Below are 14,762 nucleotides of genomic sequence, written 5' to 3'. Positions count from 1 at the left end.
CATCGCGGCCGTAGCACCACGGACGGTGGGGTCAGGAGGCGTCCCGCGAGGGCAGCGCCTCCATGGCCCGCTGGGTCACCTCGGCGACCTTGCCGAGCGCCGAGATCGTCACCACGAGGCCCTGGGCCTTGTAGTAGTCGATGATCGGCTCGGTCTCGCTGTGGTAGACCTCCAGCCGCTTGCGGACCGTGTCCTCACGGTCGTCGTCGCGCTGGTACAGCTCGCCGCCGCAGACGTCGCAGACGCCCTCGGACCGCGGCTGGTTGTAGATCACGTGGAAGACGTGGCTGCTGTCCGCGCGGCAGATCCGGCGGCCGGCGATCCGCTTGACGACCTCGTCCTCCGGGACCTCCAGGTCCAGGACCGCGTCGAGCCCCCGGCCCTTGCCGCCCAGGAACGCGTCCAGCGCCTCGGCCTGGCCGATGTTGCGCGGGAAGCCGTCCAGCAGGAAGCCGCCCTCGGCGTCCGGCTGTTCCATGCGGTCCTCGGCCATGCCGATGGTGACGGAGTCCGGCACGAGCTGGCCCGCGCTCATGTACTCCTTGGCCTTCACGCCCAGCGGCGTGCCCTGGCTGATGTTCGCCCGGAAGAGGTCACCCGTGGAAATGTGCGGGATCGCAAGGTTCTTGGCGAGGTACGCGGCCTGCGTACCCTTGCCGGCGCCGGGCGGCCCGACGAGGACGATTCGCATCAGCGGAGGAACCCTTCGTAGTTGCGCTGCTGAAGCTGGCTCTCGATCTGCTTCACAGTCTCCAGACCGACACCCACGATGATCAGGATGCTGGTTCCCCCGAACGGGAAGTTCTGGTTCGCGTTGAGTGTGACCAGCGCCACGGTGGGCACCAGGGCGATCAGGCCCAGGTAGAGAGAGCCGGGCCACGTGATGCGGTTCAGCACGTAGCTCAGGTACTCCGCGGTGGGACGTCCCGCCCGGATGCCCGGGATGAACCCACCATACTTCTTCATGTTGTCTGCAACTTCTTCGGGGTTGAAGGAGATGGCGACGTAGAAGAACGCGAAGAACACGATCAGCAGGAAGTAGGTGACCATGTAGATGGGGTGGTCACCCTTGACCAGATTGGCATTGATCCAGGTCGCCCAGGCCGAGTTCTTGTCACCGGTGAACTGCACCAGCAGAGCCGGGATGTAGAGCAGCGACGAGGCGAAAATGACCGGGATCACACCGGCCTGGTTCACCTTCAACGGGATGTAGGTGGACGTCCCGCCGTACGAACGGCGGCCGATCATGCGCTTCGCGTACTGCACCGGCACCCGGCGCTGCGCCTGCTCGACGAAGACCACCAGCGCGACCATCGCGAGGCCGCAGAGGATCACGAGCCCGAACTCCAGCCAGCCGTCCATCAGCTTGCCCTGGAGCTTGATGGCCCACAGCGCGCTCGGGAACTGGGCGGCGATCGAGGTGAACATCAGGATCGACATGCCGTTGCCGATGCCGCGGTCGGTGACGAGCTCACCGAGCCACATGATCAGCGCGGTGCCCGCGGTCATCGTGACGACCATGGTGATGGTGGTGAAGATGGACTGGTTCGGAACAACCTGGTTGCCGACCGGGCAGTTGCCGAAGAGCGCACCGCTGCGCGCGACGGCGACCAGGCCGGTGCCCTGGAGCACGGCGAGCGCGACGGTCAGATAACGCGTGTACTGCGTGATCTTCGCCTGGCCCGTCTGCCCCTCCTTCTTCAGGGCCTCGAGTCGGGGAATCACAACCGTCAGCAGCTGCAGGATGATGCTTGCCGTGATGTACGGCATGACCCCCAGCGCGAAGATCGTGATCTGCAGCAGCGCGCCACCACTGAACATGTTCACGAGGCCGAACAGTCCCTGACCACTCTTGGCCTGGTCGACGCACGTCTGGACGTTCTGGTAGTTGATACCGGGCACGGGGATGTGCGACCCGAGCCGGTAGAGCACCAGAATGCCGAGCGTGAACAGCAGCTTCTTGCGCAGGTCGGGCGTCTTGAACGCCCGGGCGAACGCGGTGAGCACGGTGCCTCCTGCGCCTCCCACGCGCCTGCGTGAGAGGTAACGGTCTTGAGGATCGACGAATACTTAGCAGTCAAAGCCGCACGGCCAGGGGGCCTGAACCCCCCATAGGTACAGCAACAGTCCACGCCACCTTACCGGCGACCGTGCCCGGCTTGGAACGACCAACCGGGGATGCCCCTGATGGGACATCCCCGGTTGTCAGATCAACGAACTCAGATGAGCTCGGTGACGGTGCCGCCGGCGGCGGCAATCTTCTCCTGGGCGGAGGAGGAGACGGCGTCCACCGTCACCTGCAGCGCCACGGAGATCTCGCCCTGGCCAAGGACCTTGACGAGCTCGTTCTTGCGAACAGCGCCCTTGGCGACCAGGTCGGCCACCGTGACCTCGCCACCCTGCGGGTAGAGCGCGGCCAGCTTGTCCAGGTTCACGACCTGGAACTGCTTGTGGGCGGGGTTCTTGAAGCCCTTCAGCTTCGGGAGGCGCATGTGGAGGGGCATCTGCCCACCCTCGAAGCGCTCCGGAACCTGGTAACGGGCCTTGGTGCCCTTGGTACCACGACCGGCCGTCTTACCCTTCGACGCCTCACCACGACCCACACGGGTCTTGGCGGTCTTGGCGCCCGGGGCGGGACGGAGGTTGTGGACCTTCAGCGGGTTGTCCGCAGACATACCAGCCATGTCAGTCGACCTCCTCGACCGTGACGAGGTGGCGGACGGTCTGCACCATGCCGCGGATCTCGGGACGGTCCTCCTTGACAACCACGTCGTTGATCTTCTTGAGACCAAGCGAACGCAGGGTGTCGCGGTGGTTCTGCTTGCTGCCGATGTAGGACTTGGTCTGCGTGACCTTGAGGCGAGCCATTACGCACCCGCCCCTGCACGCGCCCGCAGCAGAGCGGCGGGAGCGACGTCCTCGAGCGGCAGACCACGACGGGCGGCGATCTCCTCGGGACGCTGCAGTCCCTTGAGGGCCTCCACCGTGGCGTGCACGATGTTGATCGGGTTCGAAGAACCGAGCGACTTCGACAGGATGTCGTGGATGCCGGCGCACTCGAGCACCGCTCGCACCGGGCCACCGGCGATAACACCGGTACCGGGGGAAGCGGGCTTGAGCATGACGACGCCGGCCGCCTTCTCGCCCTGGATCGGGTGCGGGACGGTGCCCTGGATACGGGGGACCTTGAAGAAGTTCTTCTTGGCCTCTTCCACGCCCTTGGCGATGGCAGCCGGAACTTCCTTGGCCTTGCCGTAACCGACACCGACCGTGCCGTCACCGTCGCCCACCACGACCAGCGCGGTGAAGCTGAAGCGGCGACCACCCTTGACAACCTTGGCGACGCGGTTGATCGCGACTACGCGCTCAACGTACGCGGTCTTCTCGGCGGCAGCGCCACCGTCGCGACCCTTCCGGTCCCGCCGCTCGCCGCCACCGGCACCGCTTCCGCGGCGCTGGGGTCCAGCCATTGGAATTACCTCTCTCTGTTACGTCCGCTAGCTCCGGAACCGGGGCTTAGAACTTCAGCCCGGCTTCGCGGGCGGCGTCCGCCAGAGCGGCAATGCGCCCGGCGTACTGGTTGCCACCGCGGTCGAACACGACGGCCTCGACACCGGCGGCCTTGGCACGCTCGGCGACCAGGGCGCCAACCTTCTTGGCCTGGGCGCTCTTGTCGCCCTCGCCACCGCGGATCGAAGCGTCCAGGTGGGACGCCGACGCCAGGGTGTGGCCCTGGAGGTCGTCGATGACCTGGGCGGTGATGCCACGGTTGGAACGCGTCACCACGAGACGGGGGCGCTCAGCCGTACCCGAAATGTTCTTCCGGATGCGGATGTGACGGCGCTGCTTGGCGGTGCGCTTGTACGCGTCGCCCTTAGCAATCTTGACACCGTATGCCATGGCTTACTTACCAGCCTTTCCGACCTTGCGGCGGATGACTTCGCCCTCGTACTTGACACCCTTGGCCTTGTACGGGTCGGGCTTCCGCAGCTTGCGGATGTTCGCGGCGACCTCGCCGACCTTCTGCTTGTCGATGCCCTCGACAGTCAGCTTGGTCGGGGACTCCACCTTGAAGGTGATGCCCTCGGGGGCCTCGATCAGGATCGGGTGGCTGTAGCCCAGGGCGAACTCCAGGTTGGAGCCCTTCGCCTGGACGCGGTAACCGACACCGCTGATCTCGAGCTTCTTGCTGTAGCCCTGGGTCACGCCGGTGATCATGTTCGCCACCAGCGTGCGGGACAGACCGTGCAGGGCCTTGTTCTGACGCTCGTCGTTCGGACGCGTGACGGACAGAACGCCGTCCTCGCCCTTAACGATCTCGATCGGCGCCGAGAGGGTCAGGCTCAGGGCGCCCTTGGGGCCCTTCACCTGGACCGCACGGCCGTCGATGGTGACGTCCACACCAGCGGGAACCTGGATGGGCAGCTTGCCAATACGCGACATTAGCTATTCCTCCGTTCCCGGGTTACCAGACGTAGGCGAGGACTTCCCCACCCACGCCCTTCTTGCTGGCCTGCTGGCCGGTCAGGAGACCGTGGGACGTGGAGATGATCGCCACGCCCAGGCCGCCGAGGACCTTCGGCAGGTTGGTGGACTTTGCGTAGACCCGGAGGCCCGGCTTCGAGATCCGCTTGATGCCCGCGATGGAGCGCTCACGGTTCGGACCGAACTTCAGGTCGATGACGAGGGACTTGCCGACCTCGGCGTCCTCGACCTTCCAGCCGGAGATGTAGCCCTCCTGCTGCAGGATCTCGGCGATGTGCGCCTTGATCTTGCTGTGGGGCATGGCCACGGTGTCGTGGTAAGCCGAGTTCGCGTTCCGCAGACGGGTCAGCATGTCTGCGATCGGATCGGTCATGGTCATGTTTGGCCTTCGGCCTCTCTCGCCGGGGTTTCCTATGTGCGCCATCCCTCTCCCCGAACAGGGTCGGGACGGGTGCGGCGCGGGGACCTACGGCGTAGTAAGACGAATTGGGCGGCGGGGGCCCAACCCTTCAACTCTACGCGAGTTACGGGAAGGGCTCCCGCCTCCAGATTGCTTACCGAGAGTCCTGGTCAACCCAACTGGGTTGTTACCAGGAGCTCTTGGTCACGCCCGGCAGCTCGCCACGGTGAGCCATCTCACGAAGGCACACGCGGCAGAGGCCGAACTTGCGGTAAACGGAGTGCGGCCGGCCGCAGCGGTTGCAGCGGGTGTACGCGCGGACCGAGAACTTCGGCTTGCGCGCGGCCTTAGCGATGAGGGACTTCTTCGCCATCTCGCTCACGCCTCCTTGAAGGGGAAGCCGAGGTGACGAAGGAGGGAACGGCCCTCGTCGTCGTTGATCGCCGTGGTGACCACGGTGATGTCCATACCCCGGACGCGGTCGATCTTGTCCTGGTCGATCTCGTGGAACATGACCTGCTCCGTGAGACCGAAGGTGTAGTTGCCACGGCCGTCGAACTGCTTGGGGGACAGGCCGCGGAAGTCGCGGATGCGCGGGAGCGCCAGCGACAGGGTGCGGTCCAGGAACTCCCACATGCGGTCGCCACGGAGGGTGACGTGGGCACCGATCGGCTGGCCCTCGCGCAGCTTGAACTGCGCGATGGACTTACGGGCCTTGGTGACGGCCGGCTTCTGACCGGTGATCGTGGTGAGGTCGCGGATGGCGCCCTCGATCAGCTTGGAGTCGCGGGCGGCGTCGCCCACACCCATGTTGACCACGATCTTGGTGAGGCCGGGAACCTGCATGATGTTCTCGTAGGAGAACTCCTCACGCAGCTTGCCGACGATCTCTTCGCGGTAGCGCTGCTTGAGACGCGGCGCGTTGGTGGTGGCAGTCATCAGATGTCCTCACCGGTGCGCTTGGCAACGCGGATCTTGTTGCCGTTGTCGTCGAAGCGGTAACCGACACGGGTGACGACCTTCTTGCCGTCCTTCTCCACGACGAGCTGAACGTTGCTCACGTGGATCGGGGCCTCGGTCGTCACGATGCCGCCGGTCTGCGAACCGCGAGCGGTCTGGCCGGCCTTGGTGTGCTTCTTGACCCGGTTGACACCCTCGACCAGGACGCGGTCCTGCGCGGGCATGGCCTGAATGACCTTGCCCTGCTTGCCCTTGTCCTTGCCGGTGATGACCTGAACCAGGTCGCCCTTCTTGATCTTCATGCTTACAGCACCTCCGGCGCGAGCGAGACGATCTTCATGAACTTCTTCTCGCGCAGCTCTCGGCCCACGGGGCCGAAGATACGGGTGCCGCGGGGGTCGCCATCGTTCTTGAGGATGACGGCCGCGTTCTCGTCGAAGCGGATGTACGAGCCGTCCGGACGACGGCGCTCCTTGACGGTGCGAACGACGACGGCCTTGACGACGTCGCCCTTCTTCACGTTGCCACCGGGGATCGCGTCCTTGACGGTGGCGACGATGACGTCACCGATGCCCGCGTAGCGGCGACCCGAGCCACCGAGAACACGGATGCAAAGGATCTCCTTGGCACCAGTGTTGTCGGCGACGCGAAGTCGCGACTCCTGCTGGATCACGTCTATCTCCTGATCGTCTGCCGGTTCCCGGTGAGGGGCTCCTTGCGAAGCCCCTCACCGAGCCTGGCGGAACTTATCTGAGGGAAAGCCCTCAGACCGTATCTATGGGAATTCCCTTGCGGGAATTACCTACTTGGCCTTCTCGAGGATCTCGACGACGCGCCAGCGCTTCGTGGCGGACAGCGGCCGGGTCTCCATCAGGAGGACGCGGTCGCCGACACCGGCGGCGTTCTGCTCGTCGTGCGCCTTGAGCTTGTTGGTACGGCGGATGACCTTGCCGTACAGCGCGTGCTTGACGCGGTCCTCGACGGCGACGACGACGGTCTTGTCCATCTTGTCGCTGACGACGAGACCCTCACGGGTCTTGCGGAAACCGCGCTCGTTCGTCTCAGTCACATTCTTCTCGCTCATCAGGCGCTCTCCACCGTCTCGATGCCCAGCTCGCGCTCGCGCATCAGGGTGTAGATCCGGGCGATGTCCTTACGGACGGACTTGAGCCGACCGTGGTTCTCAAGCTGCCCGGTCGCCGCCTGGAAGCGGAGGTTGAACAGCTCTTCCTTGGCCTCACGGAGCTTCGCGACGAGGTCCTCGTCGTTGAGCTCGCGCAGCTCGGTCGCCTTGATACCAGCGGCCATCACGACTCACCTGCCTCGCGCCGAACAATGCGGCACTTCATCGGAAGCTTGTGAGCGGCGCGGGTCAGCGCCTCACGAGCAACCTTTTCGTTCGGGAAGGACAGCTCGAACATCACCCGACCGGGCTTGACGTTCGCGATCCACCACTCCGGAGAACCCTTACCGGAACCCATGCGGGTCTCGGCCGGCTTCTTCGTCAGCGGACGGTCCGGGTAGATGTTGATCCACACCTTGCCGCCACGCTTGATGTGACGGGTCATGGCGATACGAGCGGACTCGATCTGCCGGTTCGTCACGTAGGCCGGGGTCAGGGCCTGGATGCCGTACTCACCGAAGGCGAGCTCGGTGCCACCCTTGGCCATGCCGTTCCGCTTGGGGTGGTGCTGCTTGCGGTGCTTGACCCTGCGAGGGATCAGCATGTCGGTCAGGCCTCCGTTCCGGTGGACTCAGCCGGAGCAGCGGCAGCGGCCTCGGCCTTGGGGGCCTCGGCAGCGGCGTTCTGCTGCGGCTTGCGGCCGCGGCCGCCACGCTCGCCACCACGGCCACCACGGGCCGGGCGGTCGCCGGCGCCGCGCGACGGGCGGTTGCCCGCACGGGCCGCCGCGTTCTCGGCGCGGACCTCGGCGATGTTCTTGACGTCGCCCTTGTAGATCCAGACCTTCACGCCGATGCGGCCGAAGGTGGTCTTGGCCTCGAAGAAGCCGTAGTCGACGTTCGCGCGGAGCGTGTGCAGGGGCACACGGCCCTCGCGGTAGAACTCCGAGCGGGACATCTCGGCGCCACCGAGACGGCCACCGCACTGGATCTTGATGCCCTTGGCGCCGGCCTTCATCGTCGACTGCATGCTCTTGCGCATGGCGCGACGGAAGGAGACGCGGGAGGACAGCTGCTCGGCGACGGCCTGGGCCACCAGCTGAGCGTCCACCTCGGGGTTCTTGACCTCGAGGATGTTCAGCTGGACCTGCTTGCCGGTCAGCTTCTCCAGCTCGCCGCGGATGCGGTCGGCCTCGGCGCCGCGGCGGCCGATGACGATGCCCGGACGAGCGGTGTGGATGTCGACGCGGACGCGGTCGCGGGTGCGCTCGATCTCAACCTTCGAGATACCGGCGCGCTCCATGCCCTTCGTCATCATGCGACGAATGGCAACGTCTTCCTTGACGTAGTCCTTGTACAGCTTGTCGGCGTACCAGCGGGACTTGAAGTCCGTGGTGATGCCGAGCCGGAACCCGTGCGGGTTAACCTTCTGGCCCATTACCGGGTTCCTTCCTTGCTGCTGACGACCACGGTGATGTGGCTGGTCCGCTTGCGGATCCGGTAGGCACGACCCTGGGCACGCGGACGGAACCGCTTCAGGGTCGGGCCCTCGTCCACGAACGCCTCGCTGATGTACAGCGACGCGGCGTCCGTGTGGTCGTAGTTGTGCGCGGCGTTGGCAATGGCGCTGTCCAGCACCTTGCCCACCGGCACGCTCGCGGCCTGCGGGGCGAAACGCAGGACCGCCTGAGCCTCCGTGGCGTCCATGCCACGGATGAGGTCCACCACGCGGCGGGCCTTCATGGGCGTGACGCGGATGTACCGCGCCTGGGCCCTGGCTTCCATGGTTGTCCCTTCGGTGTCAGTCATAGTCGTTCGCACCCCGCTTAGCGGCGCTTCGACTTGCGGTCGTCCTTGACGTGGCCGCGGAAGGTGCGGGTCGGCGAGAACTCGCCGAGCTTGTGGCCGACCATCGACTCGGTGACGAACACCGGGACGTGCGTCTTGCCGTTGTGCACCGCGAGCGTGTGGCCGAGCATGGCCGGCACGATCATGGAGCGACGGGACCAGGTCTTGATGACGTTCTTGGTACCAGCCTCGTTCTGAGCGTCCACCTTCTTGATGAGGTGTCCGTCGACGAAGGGTCCCTTCTTGAGACTACGCGGCATCTAAACCCGCTCCTAGCGCTTCTTGTTCGTCTTGCGGCGGCGGACGATGTACTTGCTCGATGCCTTCTTCGGCGAGCGAGTACGACCCTCCTTCTGACCCCACGGGGAGACCGGGTGGCGACCACCGGAGGTCTTGCCCTCACCACCACCGTGCGGGTGGTCAACCGGGTTCATCGCGACACCGCGGACGGTCGGGCGAACGCCCTTCCAGCGCATACGGCCGGCCTTGCCCCAGTTGATGTTCGACTGCTCGGCGTTGCCGACCTCGCCGACGGTGGCGCGGCAGCGGACGTCGACCAGGCGGATCTCACCGGACGGCATGCGCAGGTGGGCCATGACGCCCTCCTTCGCCAGCAGCTGCACGGAGGAACCGGCGGAGCGGGCGATCTTCGCACCGCCGCCGGGACGCAGCTCGATGGCGTGGATGGTCGTACCCACGGGGATGTTGCGCAGCGGCAGGTTGTTGCCCGGCTTGATGTCGGCCCCGGGGCCGTTCTCAATACGGTCGCCCTGGCCGAGGCCGCGCGGAGCGATGATGTAGCGCTTCTCGCCGTCCACGTAGTGGAGCAGCGCGATGCGCGCGGTGCGGTTCGGGTCGTACTCGATGTGAGCGACCTTGGCCGGCACGCCGTCCTTGTCGTGACGACGGAAGTCGATCACACGGTAGGCGCGCTTGTGGCCACCGCCCTGGTGGCGAACGGTCACACGACCGGCGTTGTTACGGCCGCCCTTGCTGTGCAGCGGGCGGACCAGCGACTTCTCCGGCGTGGACCGCGTGATCTCGACAAAGTCGGCGACGCTGGAGCCACGACGGCCCGGGGTCGTCGGCTTGTACTTGCGGATACCCATTTCTCAGTCCTCGTCCGATTCCGGACGACTCGGACTCCGTTAGGAGACCGGGCCGCCGAAGATGTCGATTCGGTCGCCCTCGGCGAGGGTCACGATGGCGCGCTTGGTGTTGGCGCGCTTGCCGAAACCGGTCTTGGTGCGCTTGCGCTTACCCTGACGGTTGATCGTGTTGACCCCGGTGACCTTGACCGAGAAGACCGCCTCGACGGCCTGCTTGATCTGGGTCTTGTTGGCGCGCGGGTCGACGATGAACGTGTACTTGTTCTCGTCCAGCAGCGCGTAGCTCTTCTCGGAGACGACCGGCTTGACCAGGAGGTCGCGCGGGTCCGAGAACGTCTTGCTGGTGACGACGGCCTCAGTCATCAGGCCTCGCTCCCTTCGGTCTCAACGGCCTTGGGGCCAGACACGAAGGACTCGAAGGCGGCCTGGGTGAAGACCACGTCGTCGGAGACGAGCACGTCGTACGTGTTCAGCTGGCCCGGCTCCAGGATGTGCACCTGGGGCAGGTTGCGGGCGGACAGCCACGCGGCCTCGTCCGAGCGCTCGGCGACCAGGAGCAGGTTCTTGCGCTCCGAGATCTTGCCGAACAGGACCTTGGCGGCCTTGGTGGACGCCGCGCCGTCGATCACGCCGGAAACGACGTGGATGCGGGAGTGACGCGCCCGGTCGGTGAGGGCACCGCGGAGAGCGGCGGCCTTCATCTTCTTCGGGGTCCGCTGCGAGTAGTCACGCGGCACGGGACCGTGCACGACGCCACCACCGGCGAACTGCGGCGCGCGGGTCGAACCCTGACGGGCGCGACCGGTGCCCTTCTGGCGGTACGGCTTCTTGCCACCGCCGCGGACCTCGCCACGAGTCTTGGTCTTGTGCGTGCCCTGACGGGCAGCGGCCAGCTGCGCGACGACGACCTGGTGGATCAGCGGAACGCTGACCTTCGCGTCGAAGATCTCCGCGGGGAGCTCGACGGTCCCGGCCTTGTCGCCTGCCGGCGAAAGGATGTCAATGGTGCTCATCGGTTACCTCAGGCCCCCTTGGCCGCGGTACGGACCAGGACGAGGCCGCCGTTCGGACCAGGAACCGCGCCCTTGATGAGGAGCAGGCCCTTCTCCGCGTCAACGGCGTGGACGGTCAGGTTCTGGGTGGTGACCCGCTCGTTGCCCATGCGGCCCGCCATGCGGAGGCCCTTGAACACACGGCCCGGGGTGGCGCAGCCACCGATCGAACCGGGGGAGCGGTGCTTGCGCTGGGTGCCGTGCCCGGCGCCGAGGCCACGGAAGTTGTGGCGCTTCATGACACCGGCGAAGCCCTTGCCCTTGCTCTTGCCCGTGACGTCGACCTTGACGCCGGACTCGAACACGTCCGCGGTGATCTCCTGGCCGAGGGTGTACTCGGCGGCGTCGGAGGTGCGGATCTCCACCAGGTGGCGGCGGGGGGTCACGTCGGCCTTGGCGAAGTGGCCCTTGAGGGGCTTGTTCACCTTGCGCGGGTCGATCTCGCCGAAGGCGATCTGGACCGACTCGTAGCCGTCGGCGTCGTTGGTACGGACCTGCGTGACGACGCAGGGCCCGGCCTTGACGACGGTGACCGGGACGACACGGTTGTTCTCGTCCCAGACCTGCGTCATGCCGAGCTTCTCGCCCAGGACGCCCTTGATCTGCTTAGCCATCTCGCGCGTCACCTCAGAGCTTGATCTCGATGTCGACGCCAGCCGGCAGGTCGAGACGCATGAGCGAGTCAACCGTCTTCGGCGTGGGGTCGAGGATGTCGATGAGGCGCTTGTGCGTGCGCATCTCGAAGTGCTCGCGCGAGTCCTTGTACTTGTGCGGCGACTTGATGACGCAGTACACGTTCTTCTCAGTGGGCAGCGGCACCGGGCCCGCGACCGACGCACCAGTGCGGGTCACCGTCTCGACGATCTTCTTCGCCGAGGAGTCGATGACCTCGTGGTCGTAGGCCTTGAGCCGGATGCGGATCTTCTGTCCCGCCATGGCTACTTCGTAGTCCTGTCTCTCGTAACGCTCCGGAACTCGGTCGGCTGTGCGGCCGCACGGTTCCTCCCCACTCCACCTCCGACCCACGCGGTCGGGCGTGTCGCGCCCCTTCCAGCAGATCTCCCCGAAGGAAGATCCCTGCTCAAGGGGTTTGTGGGGGAAGAACACCCACCGAGTGCCTGGCTGGGGCCCCGCTGACACTTCCCGAAAGATTCCCGTACTTCCACCTCTGATGAGAGGTGACGAGTACTGCGGGACTCGCTTCCAGTCCTCCCGGCGGGAGGCGCGCAGCATCGGCACTCAACCGAGCAACCTGAACAGTGTGCCATACAGGCCCGAAGCGACGCCAATCGAAGCCGAAGACGGTACCCCGACCGGCGTGGATGTCAAACTGCCGGGCCGACATTCCAGGCAGAACGGCCATCCCTCCGCGGAGATCACCCTGCGCGCCGCGCCGCCACGCCATGGTGACCAATCCCGGGCCGTCCCCCATCGGGGGACCAGGCTTTGTCACGACTTGGGCAACCCGCCGGGCCTCTTCCCCGTCCCTTCACACAGCTGGGGGGCGCTGGACAACGAAGCGGAGTCAGGTAGTTGAACATCTCACAGCGCAGAGCCGTTCCGTCCGCGAACGCTCGTCCGGTCCCGCGCCGGGCTGTGCTCGCCGGGATCGCGGCCGTGACCGCCGCCACGGCCGCGGGGTGCAGCGACAGCGGCTCCGGCCGGGCCGCCGTCCACCCCTCCCCCGTCCGCGCCGTGGACCCCCGCTCCGTCCAGACGTTCGACTCCCCCCGTGGCCCGCTGCTGCTCCAGGTCATGGCCCACCCCGACGACGACCTGTTCTTCATGAACCCCGATGCCCAGCACCTGGTGCGCGCGGGCGTGCCGGTGGTCTCCGTGTACGTCACGGCCGGCGAGGCCATAGGGCAGAACTGGGTCGAGGGGATGTCCCCGGAGCGCAAGAAGCACCACGACAAGGCCGCCTACTCCTCCGCCCGCCACCAGGGCCTGCGCCAGGCGTACGCGGTGATGGTCGGCAAGGACCGCTTCACCCGGTGGAACAAGTCCGTCATGGACCTGCCGGGCGGCGTCAGGGCCGAGACCAACGAGCTCGTGGCCGGCGGCCGCCGGGTGCGGCTGGTCTTCCTCAACGTCGCGATGCTCTCCGAGCGCGGCGTCCGCCTCCCCCAGCTGTGGAACGGGGTGGGGGCGCAGATGGAGTCGCTGGTGGCCAAGGGCTCGCCGTGCACCACCGTGAGCACCTATGGGCACAGCACCCTGGTGGACGTCCTGGCCTCGATCATGGACCGCTTCCGCCCGACGGTGGTCCACACCATGGACCCGGACCCGGACTACCAGATCCACGACGCCACGCACCCCAAGGACAACGACTACGGGGCCTGCTCGGACCACCGCGACCACACCCCCACCGCGCTCTTCACCTGGAAGGCGCTCTCCCAGTGGGTCGCCGACGCGACGAAGCGGGACAGGCACCCGCCGCGCTTCGTCACCACGTCCTTCCGCGGCTACTACAACCAGCGCTGGCCGCACGGGCTCCCCGAGGAGATCGTCGAGCAGAAGCACCGGCTGGTGCGCGAGTACGGCGGCGAGCCGGCCTGGCACTGCGGCAACGACGGCGGCTGCGGCGACTACGGACAGGGCGGCGACCGCCCGCTGAGGAACCGCAAGGGCTGGATCCGCTCCACCCACTACCGGCACCCGGGCGCGACGCCCGTCGTCGACAGCGACAGGTCGGGGCGCCTGGAGGCGTACGGGGTGCTCGGCCTGCACGCCGTGCGCTGGCAGGAGTCCTCACCGGGCAGCGGCCGCTGGGGCGCCCCGCAGAACCTCGGCGGCGGCCCGCTGGCCCCCGCGCTGGCCACGGTCAAGGACGCGGCCGGGCGACGGCTGGTCTTCGCGATGCGCTTCTCCGCCCTGGAGGGCGAGGGACGGGCCGACACCCGCGAGATCGTCGTCCTGGAGCAGGGCTCGCCCGACGGCCCCTTCAGAGCCTGGACGGGCCTCGGCAACCCCGAGCACCATCCCGACCGCGGGCGCCGGGTCGGCATGCCGGCGGCGGTCACCGCCCCCGACGGCCGCGTCCACCTCTTCGTCCGCAACGCGGGCAAGGGCGTCTCCACGCGGGTCCGCGAGCCGAACGGCAAGTGGGGCAAGTGGCGCAACCTGGGCGGCCAGGAGATCCAGGAGGGTCTGACGGTGCTGCTGGACCGCGACCGCCGGATCCACGTCTTCGGCGTGGGCCGCGACACGGTGCACCACTGGAGCCAGGACGACTCCGGTGCGCCGATGCGCTTCCTGCCGCTGGACGACCTCCCGCAGCCGGCCGGCGACCCGGTCGCGGCGTCCGTCGGCCCCGACGGCCAGGTCACCGTCGCCTACCGCCGCCCGGCGTCCGCCGAGCCGGAGGCGTACCGCCTCACGGGCGGCGCCGGCACGGAGCCGCTGGACCGCTCGGCCGCCCGTGACCTGCGCGGCTACGGCGCCCTGTCCGCCGTCCCGCTGCCGCAGCGCGGCGGCGAGGACGCGCTGATGCTCCTGGGCCGTGCCCTGGACGGCCACGCGCAGATCGTCGACGCGGCGTCGGAGGACACCCACCCGACGGTCCTCCGCGACCGCCCGGTCCCGGTGGGCACCCCCGCTATCCACGCGGACGGCACCCAACGCCTGGCGGTGGTGGCGATGGGCGCGGACGCGTCGCCATGGCTCTGGCGCGAGTGATTGCGCCCCTGGCCCGCCCTTTCACCATTTCTCGCCGCGCTCCGCGCGGGTGGCAACGCGGCTGCGCCGCGTTCGTCCTCAAACGCCGGACGGGCTGATTTCAGCCCG

24 protein-coding genes are annotated in these 14,762 nt (G+C 67.2%); 1 reads left to right on the top strand and 23 read right to left on the bottom strand.

Translation table 11 applies throughout. From position 1 onward, the window contains the following. Nucleotides 1–31: 31 nt before the first annotated feature. The 23 genes from I5Q34_RS12905 to rpsJ form a co-directional block, all read right to left on the bottom strand. On the bottom strand, nucleotides 32–691 hold the full coding sequence (locus I5Q34_RS12905) for an adenylate kinase (protein ID WP_199892315.1): 660 nt from the start codon (nucleotides 689–691) through the stop codon (nucleotides 32–34). Next, the gene (secY, locus tag I5Q34_RS12900; RefSeq protein ID WP_199892314.1) at nucleotides 691–2,007 is read right to left on the bottom strand and encodes a preprotein translocase subunit SecY; all 1,317 of its coding nucleotides are present in this window, start codon (nucleotides 2,005–2,007) and stop codon (nucleotides 691–693) included. The genes I5Q34_RS12905 and secY overlap by 1 nt, the downstream gene beginning before the upstream one ends. 212 nt (nucleotides 2,008–2,219) lie before the next feature. Next, nucleotides 2,220–2,675: a 50S ribosomal protein L15 gene (rplO, locus tag I5Q34_RS12895; RefSeq protein WP_199892934.1), complete on the bottom strand. Its 456-nt coding sequence runs from the start codon at nucleotides 2,673–2,675 to the stop codon at nucleotides 2,220–2,222. Nucleotides 2,676–2,685: 10 nt separating this feature from the next. Continuing rightward, the gene (rpmD, locus tag I5Q34_RS12890; RefSeq protein ID WP_171169730.1) at nucleotides 2,686–2,868 is read right to left on the bottom strand and encodes a 50S ribosomal protein L30; all 183 of its coding nucleotides are present in this window, start codon (nucleotides 2,866–2,868) and stop codon (nucleotides 2,686–2,688) included. Continuing rightward, on the bottom strand, nucleotides 2,868–3,470 hold the full coding sequence (rpsE, locus tag I5Q34_RS12885; protein WP_004946659.1) for a 30S ribosomal protein S5: 603 nt from the start codon (nucleotides 3,468–3,470) through the stop codon (nucleotides 2,868–2,870). Before rpsE ends, rpmD begins: the two co-directional genes overlap by 1 nt. A 46-nt stretch (nucleotides 3,471–3,516) precedes the next feature. Then, nucleotides 3,517–3,900 carry a 50S ribosomal protein L18 gene (rplR, locus tag I5Q34_RS12880; protein ID WP_199892313.1) on the bottom strand — a complete coding sequence of 128 codons (384 nt, stop codon included), beginning with the start codon at nucleotides 3,898–3,900 and terminating at the stop codon, nucleotides 3,517–3,519. A 3-nt stretch (nucleotides 3,901–3,903) separates the two neighbouring features. Continuing rightward, the gene (gene rplF / locus I5Q34_RS12875) at nucleotides 3,904–4,443 is read right to left on the bottom strand and encodes a 50S ribosomal protein L6 (RefSeq protein WP_199892312.1); all 540 of its coding nucleotides are present in this window, start codon (nucleotides 4,441–4,443) and stop codon (nucleotides 3,904–3,906) included. Between the two features lie 22 nt (nucleotides 4,444–4,465). Beyond that, the gene (gene rpsH / locus I5Q34_RS12870) at nucleotides 4,466–4,864 is read right to left on the bottom strand and encodes a 30S ribosomal protein S8 (RefSeq protein WP_189454761.1); all 399 of its coding nucleotides are present in this window, start codon (nucleotides 4,862–4,864) and stop codon (nucleotides 4,466–4,468) included. A 208-nt stretch (nucleotides 4,865–5,072) separates the two neighbouring features. Beyond that, nucleotides 5,073–5,258 (bottom strand): type Z 30S ribosomal protein S14, encoded by a 186-nt coding sequence (locus I5Q34_RS12865; RefSeq protein ID WP_004946670.1) that lies wholly within the window; start codon nucleotides 5,256–5,258, stop codon nucleotides 5,073–5,075. Nucleotides 5,259–5,263: 5 nt separating this feature from the next. Next, nucleotides 5,264–5,824 carry a 50S ribosomal protein L5 gene (gene rplE / locus I5Q34_RS12860; RefSeq protein WP_199892311.1) on the bottom strand — a complete coding sequence of 187 codons (561 nt, stop codon included), beginning with the start codon at nucleotides 5,822–5,824 and terminating at the stop codon, nucleotides 5,264–5,266. Then, nucleotides 5,824–6,147 carry a 50S ribosomal protein L24 gene (gene rplX / locus I5Q34_RS12855; protein WP_199892310.1) on the bottom strand — a complete coding sequence of 108 codons (324 nt, stop codon included), beginning with the start codon at nucleotides 6,145–6,147 and terminating at the stop codon, nucleotides 5,824–5,826. Before rplX ends, rplE begins: the two co-directional genes overlap by 1 nt. Before the next feature lie 2 nt (nucleotides 6,148–6,149). Further along, a complete protein-coding gene (gene rplN, locus I5Q34_RS12850; protein WP_004946682.1) occupies nucleotides 6,150–6,518 on the bottom strand; it encodes a 50S ribosomal protein L14 in 369 nt (122 codons plus the stop codon). 129 nt (nucleotides 6,519–6,647) lie between these two features. Further along, nucleotides 6,648–6,929: a 30S ribosomal protein S17 gene (gene rpsQ, locus I5Q34_RS12845; protein WP_019888756.1), complete on the bottom strand. Its 282-nt coding sequence runs from the start codon at nucleotides 6,927–6,929 to the stop codon at nucleotides 6,648–6,650. Beyond that, entirely contained in the window at nucleotides 6,929–7,153 is a 225-nt protein-coding gene (gene rpmC, locus I5Q34_RS12840) for a 50S ribosomal protein L29 (RefSeq protein WP_030368408.1), read from the bottom strand. Before rpmC ends, rpsQ begins: the two co-directional genes overlap by 1 nt. Next, entirely contained in the window at nucleotides 7,153–7,572 is a 420-nt protein-coding gene (gene rplP / locus I5Q34_RS12835) for a 50S ribosomal protein L16 (RefSeq protein ID WP_106677952.1), read from the bottom strand. Before rplP ends, rpmC begins: the two co-directional genes overlap by 1 nt. Nucleotides 7,573–7,577: 5 nt before the next feature. Continuing rightward, the gene (rpsC, locus tag I5Q34_RS12830; RefSeq protein ID WP_199892309.1) at nucleotides 7,578–8,405 is read right to left on the bottom strand and encodes a 30S ribosomal protein S3; all 828 of its coding nucleotides are present in this window, start codon (nucleotides 8,403–8,405) and stop codon (nucleotides 7,578–7,580) included. Continuing rightward, entirely contained in the window at nucleotides 8,405–8,752 is a 348-nt protein-coding gene (rplV, locus tag I5Q34_RS12825) for a 50S ribosomal protein L22 (RefSeq protein ID WP_199892308.1), read from the bottom strand. Before rplV ends, rpsC begins: the two co-directional genes overlap by 1 nt. A 41-nt stretch (nucleotides 8,753–8,793) precedes the next feature. Continuing rightward, on the bottom strand, nucleotides 8,794–9,075 hold the full coding sequence (rpsS, locus tag I5Q34_RS12820; RefSeq protein ID WP_004950443.1) for a 30S ribosomal protein S19: 282 nt from the start codon (nucleotides 9,073–9,075) through the stop codon (nucleotides 8,794–8,796). Nucleotides 9,076–9,087: 12 nt separating this feature from the next. Further along, the gene (gene rplB / locus I5Q34_RS12815; protein WP_199892307.1) at nucleotides 9,088–9,924 is read right to left on the bottom strand and encodes a 50S ribosomal protein L2; all 837 of its coding nucleotides are present in this window, start codon (nucleotides 9,922–9,924) and stop codon (nucleotides 9,088–9,090) included. Between the two features lie 39 nt (nucleotides 9,925–9,963). Next, a complete protein-coding gene (gene rplW / locus I5Q34_RS12810) occupies nucleotides 9,964–10,287 on the bottom strand; it encodes a 50S ribosomal protein L23 (protein ID WP_058046827.1) in 324 nt (107 codons plus the stop codon). Continuing rightward, entirely contained in the window at nucleotides 10,287–10,937 is a 651-nt protein-coding gene (gene rplD / locus I5Q34_RS12805; protein ID WP_199892306.1) for a 50S ribosomal protein L4, read from the bottom strand. Before rplD ends, rplW begins: the two co-directional genes overlap by 1 nt. An 8-nt stretch (nucleotides 10,938–10,945) precedes the next feature. Further along, nucleotides 10,946–11,590 (bottom strand): 50S ribosomal protein L3, encoded by a 645-nt coding sequence (rplC, locus tag I5Q34_RS12800; RefSeq protein WP_199892305.1) that lies wholly within the window; start codon nucleotides 11,588–11,590, stop codon nucleotides 10,946–10,948. A 13-nt stretch (nucleotides 11,591–11,603) separates the two neighbouring features. After that, nucleotides 11,604–11,912: a 30S ribosomal protein S10 gene (gene rpsJ, locus I5Q34_RS12795; protein WP_003948644.1), complete on the bottom strand. Its 309-nt coding sequence runs from the start codon at nucleotides 11,910–11,912 to the stop codon at nucleotides 11,604–11,606. A 681-nt stretch (nucleotides 11,913–12,593) separates the two neighbouring features. On the opposite strand from rpsJ, the gene I5Q34_RS12790 reads away from it, so the two are divergent. Then, entirely contained in the window at nucleotides 12,594–14,654 is a 2,061-nt protein-coding gene (locus I5Q34_RS12790) for a PIG-L family deacetylase (RefSeq protein WP_277965254.1), read from the top strand. Nucleotides 14,655–14,762: the final 108 nt, after the last annotated feature.

This window comes from Streptomyces sp. AV19 (assembly GCF_015999245.1).
In the GTDB taxonomy this organism is placed as follows: domain Bacteria; phylum Actinomycetota; class Actinomycetes; order Streptomycetales; family Streptomycetaceae; genus Streptomyces.
Note: the sequence above shows the minus strand (reverse complement) of the source record. Positions and strands in the feature narration are given on the sequence as shown.